10 protein-coding genes, 4 tRNA genes and 1 pseudogene are annotated in these 11,491 nt (G+C 68.2%); 8 read left to right on the top strand and 7 right to left on the bottom strand.

Translation table 11 applies throughout. The features are described from left to right. The coding region (locus tag NM1_RS40335) for a lysophospholipid acyltransferase family protein (protein WP_157124126.1) at window positions 1–607 on the top strand (607 nt) is incomplete at its 5' end. On the opposite strand, the gene NM1_RS40330 is transcribed toward NM1_RS40335, so the two are convergent. Further along, the gene (locus tag NM1_RS40330; protein WP_068033052.1) at window positions 604–1,305 is read right to left on the bottom strand and encodes a polyprenol monophosphomannose synthase; all 702 of its coding nucleotides are present in this window, start codon (window positions 1,303–1,305) and stop codon (window positions 604–606) included. The two genes, NM1_RS40335 and NM1_RS40330, sit on opposite strands and share 4 nt — an antisense overlap. Before the next feature lie 125 nt (window positions 1,306–1,430). After that, the gene (locus tag NM1_RS43275; RefSeq protein WP_169814410.1) at window positions 1,431–1,607 is read right to left on the bottom strand and encodes a hypothetical protein; all 177 of its coding nucleotides are present in this window, start codon (window positions 1,605–1,607) and stop codon (window positions 1,431–1,433) included. Between the two features lie 163 nt (window positions 1,608–1,770). Here NM1_RS43275 and NM1_RS40325 point away from each other — a divergent pair, with 163 nt between their 5' ends. After that, the gene (locus tag NM1_RS40325; RefSeq protein ID WP_255286283.1) at window positions 1,771–2,388 is read left to right on the top strand and encodes a hypothetical protein; all 618 of its coding nucleotides are present in this window, start codon (window positions 1,771–1,773) and stop codon (window positions 2,386–2,388) included. Window positions 2,389–2,997: 609 nt separating this feature from the next. On the opposite strand, the gene NM1_RS40320 is transcribed toward NM1_RS40325, so the two are convergent. The 4 genes and pseudogenes from NM1_RS40320 to NM1_RS40305 all read right to left on the bottom strand — a co-directional run bounded on the left by NM1_RS40320 (window position 2,998) and on the right by NM1_RS40305 (window position 4,070). Then, a tRNA-Phe gene (locus NM1_RS40320) sits at window positions 2,998–3,071 on the bottom strand. A gap of 35 nt (window positions 3,072–3,106) precedes the next feature. Then, a tRNA-Asp gene (locus tag NM1_RS40315) sits at window positions 3,107–3,180 on the bottom strand. A gap of 29 nt (window positions 3,181–3,209) precedes the next feature. Beyond that, window positions 3,210–3,282, bottom strand: a tRNA-Glu gene (locus tag NM1_RS40310). Between the two features lie 128 nt (window positions 3,283–3,410). After that, window positions 3,411–4,070, bottom strand: a pseudogene (locus NM1_RS40305) (TetR family transcriptional regulator). A gap of 1,070 nt (window positions 4,071–5,140) precedes the next feature. On the opposite strand from NM1_RS40305, the gene NM1_RS40300 reads away from it, so the two are divergent. The 3 genes from NM1_RS40300 (at window position 5,141) to NM1_RS40290 (ending at window position 7,217) form a co-directional block, all read left to right on the top strand. Then, window positions 5,141–5,213 (top strand) — tRNA-Lys (locus tag NM1_RS40300). Window positions 5,214–5,361: 148 nt separating this feature from the next. After that, on the top strand, window positions 5,362–5,961 hold the full coding sequence (locus NM1_RS40295; protein ID WP_068033048.1) for a DUF937 domain-containing protein: 600 nt from the start codon (window positions 5,362–5,364) through the stop codon (window positions 5,959–5,961). Between the two features lie 284 nt (window positions 5,962–6,245). Next, the gene (locus tag NM1_RS40290; protein WP_068033046.1) at window positions 6,246–7,217 is read left to right on the top strand and encodes an acyl-ACP desaturase; all 972 of its coding nucleotides are present in this window, start codon (window positions 6,246–6,248) and stop codon (window positions 7,215–7,217) included. Between the two features lie 54 nt (window positions 7,218–7,271). Here NM1_RS40290 and NM1_RS40285 read toward each other — a convergent pair whose 3' ends face one another. Beyond that, window positions 7,272–8,189, bottom strand: a complete 918-nt coding sequence (locus NM1_RS40285) for an RNA polymerase sigma-70 factor (protein ID WP_068033044.1) — start codon at window positions 8,187–8,189, stop codon at window positions 7,272–7,274. A 174-nt stretch (window positions 8,190–8,363) separates the two neighbouring features. Between NM1_RS40285 and NM1_RS40280 the strand changes: the two genes are divergently transcribed. The 3 genes from NM1_RS40280 to NM1_RS42865 all read left to right on the top strand — a co-directional run. Continuing rightward, window positions 8,364–9,458 carry an NAD(P)/FAD-dependent oxidoreductase gene (locus tag NM1_RS40280; protein WP_068033042.1) on the top strand — a complete coding sequence of 365 codons (1,095 nt, stop codon included), beginning with the start codon at window positions 8,364–8,366 and terminating at the stop codon, window positions 9,456–9,458. A gap of 45 nt (window positions 9,459–9,503) precedes the next feature. Then, window positions 9,504–10,652 (top strand): tRNA dihydrouridine synthase DusB, encoded by a 1,149-nt coding sequence (gene dusB, locus NM1_RS40275; protein WP_068033040.1) that lies wholly within the window; start codon window positions 9,504–9,506, stop codon window positions 10,650–10,652. A 628-nt stretch (window positions 10,653–11,280) separates the two neighbouring features. Then, a partial coding sequence (locus NM1_RS42865) for a hypothetical protein (RefSeq protein ID WP_157124124.1) occupies window positions 11,281–11,491 on the top strand: 211 nt, incomplete at its 3' end.

Raw genomic sequence — 11,491 nt, 5'->3', positions numbered from 1 at the left:
CGCCGGTGCCACGCTGCGCGCCACGGGGGTGCGGGTGCGGGTCACCGGCGCGGAGCACGCCCGCGACGCGCGGCCCGCGGTGTTCCTGTTCAATCACCAGAGCCAGTTCGACATGGTGGTGCTTGCCGAGGTGCTGGGGTCGGGGTTCACCGGAATCGTGAAGAAGGAAGTCACCCGCAATCCGGTCTTCGGGCCGCTGATGCGGTTCGCGGGTGCGACATTCATCGATCGGACGGATACCGCGGGCGCGCGGGCCGCGCTGGCGCCGGTGGTGGAGACCCTGCGCGGCGGGCTATCGATCGTCGTCGCACCGGAGGGCACTCGATCGCTGACGCCGCGGGTGGGCCCGTTCAAGAAGGGGGCGTTCCATATCGCGGTTCAGGCCGGTGTGCCGATCGTCCCGATGGTGATCCGGAACGCGGGCGAAATCGCCTGGCGCAATTCGGCGGTCGTGCGCAAGGGCACCGTCGACGTGGCGGTGCTGCCGCCGATCGATGTCGGCGGCTGGGACCCCGGCGATATGGACGCCGAAATCGAGCGGGTCCGACAGCTTTTCGTGGACACCCTGCTCGATTGGCCCGCGCCCGAGCCGATGCCGCAGCGCTAGACCGAGCGCCCGAAGAGCAGCTTCCACGGCATCAGCGCCGACTCCAGCTGCACCCTGAGGCTCATCTTGGAGGCGCCCTTGGTGCGCTCCTCGAACCGGATCGGCACCTCGGCGATCGCGATGCCCTGCTTGATCGTCCGGTAGTTCATCTCGACCTGGAAGGAGTAGCCGTTGCTGTGGATCGAGGCGACGTCGATGGCGCGCAGCGTGTCGGCCTTCCACGCCTTGAACCCGGCGGTCGCGTCCTTGACGCCCAGCCGCAGAATCAGGTTGACGTAGAAGTTGGCCCAGGCCGACAGCGCCTTGCGGTACCACTTCCACTCCGAGGCGGTCGAGCCGCCCGGGACGTAGCGGGAGCCCAGGACCACACCCGCGTCGGAGGTCTCCAGCTTGTCGAGCATGGCCGGGATCACCTCGGCCGGATGCGAGAGGTCGGCGTCCATCTGGATGACGACGTCGGCTCCCTCGTCGAGCGCCTTGGTGATGCCGGCGATGTAGGCGCGGCCGAGCCCGTCCTTCTCGGTCCGGTGCAGCACGCTCACGACGCTGGGCAGTTCGGCGGAGAGCTTGTCGGCGACGTCGCCGGTGCCGTCCGGTGAGCTGTCGTCGACGACCAGGACGTGCAGATCGGAGACCGGTAGTGCGGTCAGCCGCTCCACCGCCACCGGCAGGTTCTCCCGCTCGTTGTAGGTCGGCACCACCACGGTCACCTTCACAAGTCGCCCTCCGCTCGATTCGACCCGATTCTGCTCACCCGCGCGCGTGCGGGCACGATTCTGCTCATGGAACCGTAGCCCACCGCCCCGAACGCGGACGAGTTAGCTCAGTGGTCGTCGCCCCGGTCCGCGCGCTCGTTGCGTTCGCGGACGATCTCGAGGGCGCGTTCCGCAGTCGCCCGGTCCGGATAGGGCCCCATGCGGTCCGCGAACCAGCACCGTTTTCCCTGCTCGGGGCGGTGGTGCTTCAGGCAGTAGTACCAGGCGTCATCGGATTCACCCATGCCACCAGCATCCCACTCGCGCCGGAGCACTCGCCCCCAACACGCGTGGCGTACCCACCGGCCGCCCCGCCCGTCCGGCGATACTGCTCGGATGAGCGGATCCGCCCACGAGTCCGACGACCAAGTGCCCGCCTGGGCTCGCCGCACGGCAGGCGAGTCCCGGATGATGGCCACGGCGGCCGTGCTGGTCACCATCGTGCTGCAAATCCTGCTCCCGAATCAGTTCACCCCGAATCCGCAATGGCTGGGCCCCGGTCTGGAGTTGCTGTTGCTCGCCGTGCTGATCGTGGCAAACCCGACCCGGATCAATCGGGAGGAGAACTGGCTGCGCACCTGCAGCCTCGTTCTGGCGACCGTGCTCGGCCTCATTACGGCGTGGTCGGTCGACCGTTTGGTGATGGGCTTGATCGATGGTCAAGTCAGCAACAATCCGGGCGCCCTGCTAGGTTCCGGCGCCGCGATCTGGCTGACCAATGTCGTCGTATTCGCGCTCTGGTATTGGGAATTCGATCGAGGCGGCCCCGCCGCCCGAGCCCACGCCCGCAACCCCTATCCCGACTTCCTGTTCGTCCAGATGCAGAACCCCAACTTGACCGACCCCGACTGGGAACCCCAATTCACCGACTACCTCTATATGTCGTTCACCAATGCAACGGCCTTCAGCCCCACAGACGTCATGCCCATGACCCGCTGGGCCAAGACCACAATGATGTTCCAATCGGCCATATCCCTGATCACCATGTCGTTGGTGATAGCCCGCGCAGTGAACGTATTGAAGTGAAGCACTCACCCCGAAACTTAGAAAGACACATCAACTAAATGCCACGCCCCCAGCACAAGCCCCGCACCCCAGAGCGGGAACGCGGGAGCGAAGGCCCCACAACAAACAGCCCACCCTGACCAAGGGACTACAACCCCGGAAGGAAGCTCGCAGGCAAGCCCCCAACCTGCCAGGCAGCACCCCACCTTCGGCCCAGCGACTACACCCCAGAAGGGGCTCGGGGCAAAGCCCACATGCCAGCAAGTACCCCACCTTCGGCAAAGGACTACCCCTCGGAAAGGGGGCCCGGGGGCGAAGCCCCCAACCTGCCAGCAGTACCCCGCCTTCGGCAAAGGACTACCCCTCGGAAAGGGGGCTCGGGGGCGAAGCCCCCAACCTGCCAGCAGTACCCGCCTTTGGCCAGGGACTTCACCTCGGCAAGGGGGGCTCGGGGGCGAAGCCCCCAACCTGACAACCGGTAAACCGCCTTTGGCCAAGAACTACACCTGAGGAAGGGGGGGTCCGGGGGGCGAAGCCCTCCCGGGCTGGGGTGTGGGGGCCGCGCCCCCACAAATCACCTTCGAACAAGGGAGTGGACGAAGTCCCACGAACAGGGGACCCCTGAGAAGGTGGCCAAGGCCGGGATCGAACCGGCGACCTTCCGCTTTTCAGGCGGACGCTCGTACCAACTGAGCTACCTGGCCGGAGGCACCCGTACCGAATGCCTAGCTATGTCTTGCGACCCTGACGGGACTCGAACCCGCGACCTCCGCCGTGACAGGGCGGCGCGCTAACCAACTGCGCCACAGGGCCTTGCTCTGCTCTCAACGGTGTCGCCACCGTACCCCCTACGGGATTCGAACCCGCGCTACCGCCTTGAAAGGGCGGCGTCCTAGGCCGCTAGACGAAGGGGGCCCGCCGGATCTCTCCGGACCGTTTCTCAACGGCTTCCGTTGGGAGCCCGCATAGCTTATGACAGCTCGATCGTGAAACCCAAATCGGCTGGTCAGGGCGCCGACCGGCGGGACCCGCGCAGCTGCGCCTCAGACTCCGAGATCCTCCATTCGCGCGGACGCGCGCCAGCCGATGCGCCGGAACTCGTCGAGCCACTCGGGGGTGGCCATGGATTCGACGATCACTTCCAGCGCCTCGGTGAACCGCGACCGCAGGTCGATTCCACCGCCGAGCAGGTCGATGATGTAGCGCTGACCAGCCAGGGCGGCGGCGAGGGTGCGGGTGAACCGGTCGGGGTCGGCGTCGGGCCGCAGCTGCTTCTGGTCGACGGCACGCACCGCGAGCAGCCGGGTGGCCCGCCCGAGGATGCGCCCGCCGCCGGCCTGGACGTCGCGATAGAACTCCGGTTCGATGATGAGCCGGAACTCGGCCTAGATGATGATGTCGTTCTCGAGCCGCAGCGCGATCTCGTCGATCATGCCGTGCAGCACATCCAGGGATCCGAGATCCGTTCTGGTGAGCCATCTTTCCGTGGTCGCGCGGTAGCGTTCGACCGCGGCGTCCAACACCGCGCGCGCCAGATCCTCCTTGGAGTCGAAGTGGAAGTACATGGCGCCTTTGGTGGCGCGCGATCCCTCCAATATGCGGTTGAGCGATGCCGCGGCATAGCCGCTCTTCCCGAATTCAACGGCGGCGGACCTGATGATCGCCGCACGTGTCCGGCGGGCCCGCTCTTGCTGCCGTGCCATGCTCGAAACGCCTCCGAAGCTACTTGCCGTCGGAAGGACCCCCGTGGGGAGCAGTCCTCGACGCGAAGTTATAAGATTTTCAAATACTTCAACTCGGGCTACCGCCCGGTTTTTCAAACTTTTGGTACGAAAACTCGCGAGAAAACCTGAAACACGCTGGCTGGTATAGTTCTCGGCGCCCGGGTGCGCCGCAGGGGGTGCGCACCCGGGCGTTTTCTTCGTCTCGGATCTGCCTCCTGCGACGCAATCTCCAGGGCGTCGCGATCGGGTCTGACCGGTCGCGACATCGTCGGGCACATCAACCATAGGCCGAATCCCATCCCGCCGGGGTACTCCCGGTTCTTCCGGAATTCACCAAGCGGTCACCGTACCCCGAATCAGTACCCACCGTAGGGCGTACCGGCGAGTCAGTTCGCCCGATTGCGTTTCTCGAACACCGGCAAATACACGGCTACCGTGTGGGTGATTGGTTCCTTTCGCGAATTCCGCCGCGCCCCAGCACCGTTCATCCCCGGGCCGACCCGGCCCCGGCGACCCGCCGCCCGCCCAACACATCCGCCTCCGTTCCCGTCGTCCCCCCGGACGATCCGCCGACACACTCACCTCCACTACCAATTACGTTGCCACGCACCACGTTTGGTTGATATTTCCACACTTCTGCTCTCAAACAAATTGGGAACCAAGGTGTTTGCCCCCAACTTCGGGGGCAATTGGACCCCGAATCCGCACCTCGGGGCGTATCGTCCGACGGCCCCGCCGCGTATCAATCGCGCGCACAGCATGTCCCGCTTCGCTGCCCGGTGCTCGGCCCGCCCATGCGCCGCGGTGCCCGTCCACTGCCCCGACGGCGTCGAACCGCTGCCACTGCTCCGCCGCACCAGCCGCTGTCCGGGGTCACAGTCCGGCGCGGCGGCCGAATGCCCACGCCGACAGCACAACCGATCCCGCACCGCCCGACCACCGGTGGCGAGACCGCCGAACACGGACGCGGAGTGGGTAGCCAGCACAAACCCCGGCACCCGGATACCGGTTACCGCTCGCGTACCCGGCGCATTAGACTTGCCATCCGCGCCCCTATAGCTCAGTTGGTAGAGCTACGGACTTTTAATCCGCAGGTCCCAGGTTCGAGCCCTGGTGGGGGCACCTTTCCGAGGGGCCGGAGCCGCAGCGCTCCGGCCCTTCGTCGCTCGCCGATCACGACCTGGCAAATCTTCCGCGTTCGGCCGGACCCCTCGCCTACTGTTGGCACATCCGGTGGCCACCGGTCCATCCCACGAGAGGGGCTTCAGCCATGAATTCGTTCGATGACCTGCTCTCCCAAGTTCCGATCGGACAGATCGCAGACAAGCTCGGCGTGGACGAGGCGACCGCGACCAATGCGGTGCAGACCGCCCTGCCCGCCCTGCTCGGCGGTCTGCAGGCACAGACCGGCAATCCGCAGCGGGAACAGACCGTCCAGGGCCTGGTCGACCAGCATCAGGACGACGGGTTGCTGGCGGGTGGCGTCGATATCGAGCAGGTCGACGCGAACTCCGGCGAACAGATCGTGGACAACGTCTTCGGCCAGGAGAAGAACACCGTCATCAACGCGCTGGGCGCGACCGAGGGCTCCGGCGGCAACGAACTCGTCGCCAAGGTGCTGCCGCTGCTGGCCCCGATCGTGCTCGCGTATCTGAGCAAGCAGATGGCGGGCGGGTCCGCGGGGGCGGGCACGACGCCGGCACCGGCCCCGAGCACCGGGGGCGGCGGCCTCGGCGACATTCTGGGCGGACTGCTCGGCGGCGGTGGCAAGAGCGGCGGCATCGGCGGGGCGATCTCGGATGCGCTGGGCAAGAACGCCGGCGGAACCCTCGGGAACATCCTCGGCGGACTGCTCGGCGGCAAGCGCTGACACCCCGCCCGGACCGCCCGGCGCCACGTGCGGCGGGCGGTTTCTCGCGACCGGGCTAACACTTCGCGCGTGGGAACGATAGTCAGCACGGCGCGGCCCGGACGCATAGACTCGGAACCGTTGTACCCGTCCCGACGTCGCCATATGAGTTCCATCACGGACACTGTGAAGTCACCCAGATGCGTTTCGCATCACACCTACGGTGCCGTAAGGTATGGGCCGCGGCGGCACGGCCAAGGGGGACTGACGAGCAAGAGTGCACGACACACCGAAGGGCAATGTATATGGCAAGGGATCTGACTCAACTCGAACTGCTGACAGAGTTGGAGCCGGTTGCCGCGCAGAACGTCAACCGCCACCTGTCGATGGCCAAGGAATGGCACCCGCACGACTACGTGCCGTGGGACGACGGGCACAACTTCGCCGCGCTGGGGGGCGTGGATTGGGATCCGTCGCAGTCGAAGCTCGGTGAGGTCGCCAAGGCGGCGATGATCACGAACCTGCTGACCGAGGACAACCTGCCCTCCTACCACCGCGAGATCGCCGAGAACTTCTCCCAGGACGGCGCCTGGGGCACCTGGGTCGGACGCTGGACCGCCGAGGAGAACCGCCACGGCATCGTCATGCGCGACTACCTGGTGGTCACCCGCGGTGTCGACCCGGTCGCCCTCGAAGAGGCCCGGATGGTTCACATGACCAACGGCTTCGCCTCGCCCGCCGAGGCCGACGCCGGGTTCCTGCACTCGGTCGCCTACGTGACGTTCCAGGAGCTGGCCACCCGCGTCTCGCACCGCAACACCGGCAAGGTCTGCGACGACCCCATCGCCGACCGCATGCTGCAGCGCGTCGCCGCCGACGAGAACCTGCACATGATCTTCTACCGCAACATGTGCGGTGCGGCCCTGGACCTGTCCCCCGACCAGGCACTCGAGGCGATCACGCTGATCCTGGAGAACTTCCAGATGCCCGGCGCGGGCATGCCCAACTTCCGCCGCAACGGCGTGCTGATGGCCAAGCACGGCATCTACGACCTGCGTCAGCACCTGGAGGAGGTCGTCCAGCCGGTGCTGAAGAAGTGGAAGATCTTCGAGCGCGACGACTTCAGCGCCCGCGGCGAGCAGACCCGCGAGCGCCTCGGCCTGTTCCTGGAGAAGCTGGGCCAGGACGTGCTGAAGTTCGAGGAGCAGCGCGACCGCATGCTCGCCCGCGAGGCCGCCAAGCGCGAGCGGCAGCTGGCCTCCAGCTCGGCGGGCTGATCGACTACCCCGCCGCTCCGGACCGGCTGCCGTTCCGGAGCGGCGGGCACCGATTCATCTGCTCACGGCGGTCTCCGTGGCCACCCGCGACAGCTTCGCCGGATTGCGCACGATGTAGACGCCGGTGACCAGGCCGTCATCGATCCGCATCGTCACCACGTTGTCGATGTGTCCGTCCAGCCGGACGATCAGGGCCGGGCACCCGTTGACCTGCACCGGCTCGGCCGATACCGAATCGCCGAACCGCTGCGCGAGCAGGGCCGCCAGGCGAGCGACCCGGCGGGCTCCCACGACCGGCCTGCGCACGGCGTGCGCGACCCCGCCGCCGTCGCCAAGCAGGACCACATCCGGCGCGAGAATGTCCAGCAGTCCCTGCAGGTCACCCGTCTCGACCGCCCGCTGGAACGCGGCGAGCGCGACCCGGGTCTCGGCCGGGGAGACAACCCCGCGCGGCCGCCGCGCATCCACGTGGGCCCGCGCCCGATGCGCGATCTGACGGACCGCGGCCGAACTCTTGCCGACGGCGTCCGCGACCTCCGCATACTCCAGATCGAACACCTCCCGCAGCACGAACACCGCCCGCTCGACCGGCGTCAGAGTCTCCAGAACCAGCAGCATCGCCGTGGACACGCTCTCGGCCAGCTCGACGTCCTCGGCCACATCCGGCGCGGTGAGCAGCGGTTCGGGCAGCCAGGATCCGACATAGGACTCCTTGCGCCGGCCGAGCACGCGCAGCCGGGTGAGCGCCTGGCGCGTGGTGATCCGTACCAGGAACGCGCGCTCGTCCCGCACCGCGTCGAGATCGACGCCCGCCCACTGCAACCAGGTCTCCTGCACGACGTCCTCGGCGTCGGCGGCCGAGCCGAGCATCTCGTAGGCGACCGTGAACAGCAGGTTGCGATGGGTCACGAAGGCCGCCGTGGCGGGATCCTCGCCCGCATCGCGACCTTCCGCGGCCGATGTACCGGCCATGGCCGACTCCCTTCGTACCCGAACCCTGTCCTCTCCGAGACACCGCCGATCGCGGATATGTGACACCGGGACACCCGGTGCGCCCGGTGGCACGCATCACACACCCCGGGCTGTCACAGCGATCGAGGTTCCGGCGACGTATGCCCGTTCAGTGACGCCGAAGAGGAGGCCGATATGAAGGTCGTAGTTGTGGGCGCCGGCTACGCGGGCATGATCGCGACGAACCGGCTGGCCAAGAAGGTGAGCGAGGCCGAGATCACCGTCATCAACCCGCGGCCGGAATTCGTCCCGCGCGTGCGGTTGCACCAGCACATCGCGGGCACCGGCGATATCGCCGCACCGATCACATCGCTTCTGCGAGAAGGGATTACGGCACGGGTGGGCAACGTCGACAAGATCGCCGACGGCGCCGTCGCCCTCGACGACGGCGAGCAGTTCGCCTACGACTACGCATTCCTCGCCGTGGGCAGCACGGTGCGGCCGCTGTCGGGCACCATCCCGGTGGGCGTGTGGGAGAGCGCGGAGCGGGCCCGCGCGGCATGTGCCGCGCTGCCCGCGGGGAGCCTCGTCACGGTGGTCGGGGGTGGGCCGACGGGCATCGAGACGGCGGCCGAGATCGCCGCCGCCCGCACGGATCTCCGGGTGCGCATCGTCGGTTCGTCGGTCGCCGGGGGCTTCTCGCCCGGAGCGCGCCGCCGGATACGCGCGGGGCTGGAGCGGCTGCGGGTCGACATCGTCGACGACGGTGTGACGAAGGTGGTTGCGGGCGAAGGAGAGTCCGACGGCCTCGTGCACCTTCGGTCGGGGCGGGCATTCACCTCCGACCTGAGCCTGTGGGCGATGGTCTCGGGCGTCCCCGATCTCGCGGCGCGCAGCGGCCTCGCGGTGAATCAGGAGGGCCGCGCCCTCGTCGACGAGTTCCTGCGCAGCGTCACCGATGAGCGCATCTTCGCCGTGGGCGACTGCGCGGCGGTGCCCGGCTCTCGCTTCGCCTGCCAGACGGCCGGGCCGCAGGGCGCGCATGCGGCCGACACCTTGGCCCGGATCGTCCGGGGCCTCGAGCCCGAGCCGTACTCCATGGGATACGTCGGGGTCGGCGTCAGCCTCGGGCGCAAGGATGCGGTCGTCCAGATCACCCGGCGCGACGACACACCCCGCCGGGCCTATCTCGCCGCGGGCCCGGCGGTGCTGCTCAAGGAGGCGGCGTGCTGGGGCGCGGAGTACGGGGCGCGCACGGGCGCGGGCGCGTGGCTGCCTGGCCCGAAGTGACCCGGTGACCCCGGCCACGAGCGGGTATTTGAGACACTGGAGATCATGACTGCCGTTGTCGAGGCCACGCCCCAGCTGCGGATCGGCCCCTATCCGGTCGATCCGCCGGTGGTGCTGGCCCCGATGGCCGGGATCACCAACGTCGCCTTTCGCACACTGTGCCGCGAATTCGGCAGCGCCACATCTGTCTACGTCTGCGAGATGATCACCGCCCGGGCTGTGGTCGAACGCGATCCGAAGACCATGCACATGATGAGCTTCGGAGCCGACGAACGTCCGCGTTCCATGCAGCTCTACGGCGTGGATCCGAAGACCATGGCCGAGGCTGTCAAGATCATCGTCGGGGAGAACCTGGCCGACCACATCGATACGAACTACGGCTGCCCGGTGCCGAAGGTGACCCGCCTCGGCGGCGGTGCCGCGCTGCCGTACAAGCGGCGGCTGTTCGAGTCGATCGTGCGCAGCATGGTCGCCGCCGCCGAACCCGCCGGCGTGCCGGTCACGGTGAAGTTCCGCATCGGCATCGATGACGACCACCTCACCTACCTCGACGCCGGGCGCATCGCCGAGGCCGAGGGCGCGGTGGCGGTCGCGCTGCACGCCCGCACGGCGGCCCAGCGCTATTCCGGCGCGGCCGACTGGTCGGCGATCGCGCGGCTGAAGGAGGCCGTCACCACCGTCCCGGTGCTCGGCAACGGCGATATCTTCAGCGCCGACGATGCGCTGCGCATGATGGCCGAGACCGGATGCGACGGCGTCGTGGTCGGACGCGGCTGCCTCGGCCGCCCCTGGCTGTTCGCCGAACTACAGGCGGCCCTGCGCGGCGAGCCGGTCCCCGCGGGCCCGAATCTGGGCCGGGTCGGCGAGATCCTGTATCGGCACGCGGCCCTGCTGGCCGATCACGACGGCGAAGACAAGGGCCTTCGTGACCTGCGCAAACACATGGCCTGGTACCTGATGGGCTTCCCGGTGGGCGCCGAACTGCGCCGCGCCTTCGCCACGGTCTCCACCCTGACCGAACTCCAGGACCTGATCGGCAAGCTCGACCCCACCGCCCCCTTCCCCAAGGACGCGGAGGGCCCGCGCGGCCGCCAGGGCTCCCCCGGCAAGGTCAGCCTCCCCCACGGCTGGCTCGACGATCCCGAAGACGCCGCCGTCCCCACCGCCGCCGACGTCATGCACTCGGGCGGCTGAAGCAAGCCCTCCACCGAGTCCGAGCCTGCCGGGCGGACCCCGCGACGGCCTCGAGGCTGCGGCGGTCCCCACAGGCAACCGCTGACGTCATGTACGCGAGCAACCGTTCCCCTGACAAGGTGGACCTGCCCCGCAATCCGTCCGACACCCCGCCGACTACAGCACTCGTGCGGGTTGCTGCGACGGCTCTCCGGGCTGGGCGAGACTGTCGGGCGGCTCGCTGGATGATCGCGCGGACGCGCCGCGCGGTCCTCTGCTGGCGGATGAGATGGCCGTCTCCGCGAGGGAGGTCGGGCAGGGAGTGCCGAAGAGGCTCCGAGACGCTCCTGGGCCGGTCAACACAGCATCGTAATGTTGGTGGGGCGAATCTGCGGCGATCGATTCGAGGGTGGAGTTCGCGTCCGTACGAGCTGGCAAACGGCTCGGTGTGCGCCGGAGGGGGCGGCAAACTCTCGAACATCCCAGCAAACACACAGCACCCTTGACTGTGCAATCCCGACCTGCCCCGTTGTGGCTGAATCGTTATCATGACGGGAACCGGTGATGCTGTGCGCCTTCGAGCGCTTCACCCACGCTTGGGTACACATCGGATCCGGGTGGTCGACGACGAGCAAAGTGAGGTTCCTTGGTGGGTGACGACGAACGGCGCGGGCAGGGGCCCGGGCCCGGTGGTCGCGCACCGTGGGAGCGCTACCCTGCCCCGGACGGCGACGAGGACCCCTCCACACGCCGCAGCCGCCACGCCGACGACTCGTCCAGCTCAACGGGCGGCCCGATCACCGTGCACGATCTCGTGCAGCGCGTCGACAACGAGCGCGGACGCGGACGCCGCCGCCGGC

The sequence above is a fragment of the Nocardia mexicana NBRC 108244 genome (assembly GCF_001613165.1).
GTDB lineage: Bacteria > Actinomycetota > Actinomycetes > Mycobacteriales > Mycobacteriaceae > Nocardia > Nocardia mexicana.
This window is presented reverse-complemented; position numbering and strand designations above follow the sequence as displayed.

Bases quoted from the DNA above. Each gene is read 5' to 3' on its own strand.
- NM1_RS43275 (WP_169814410.1), bottom strand. From the start codon at position 1,607: ATGGGTGAATCCGATGACGCCTGGTACTACTGCCTGAAGCACCACCGC.
- NM1_RS40325 (WP_255286283.1), top strand. From the start codon at position 1,771: ATGATGGCCACGGCGGCCGTGCTGGTCACCATCGTGCTGCAAATCCTG.
- NM1_RS40295 (WP_068033048.1), top strand. From the start codon at position 5,362: ATGAATTCGTTCGATGACCTGCTCTCCCAAGTTCCGATCGGACAGATC.
- NM1_RS40290 (WP_068033046.1), top strand. From the start codon at position 6,246: ATGGCAAGGGATCTGACTCAACTCGAACTGCTGACAGAGTTGGAGCCG.
- NM1_RS40285 (WP_068033044.1), bottom strand. From the start codon at position 8,189: ATGGCCGGTACATCGGCCGCGGAAGGTCGCGATGCGGGCGAGGATCCC.
- NM1_RS40280 (WP_068033042.1), top strand. From the start codon at position 8,364: ATGAAGGTCGTAGTTGTGGGCGCCGGCTACGCGGGCATGATCGCGACG.
- dusB (WP_068033040.1), top strand. From the start codon at position 9,504: ATGACTGCCGTTGTCGAGGCCACGCCCCAGCTGCGGATCGGCCCCTAT.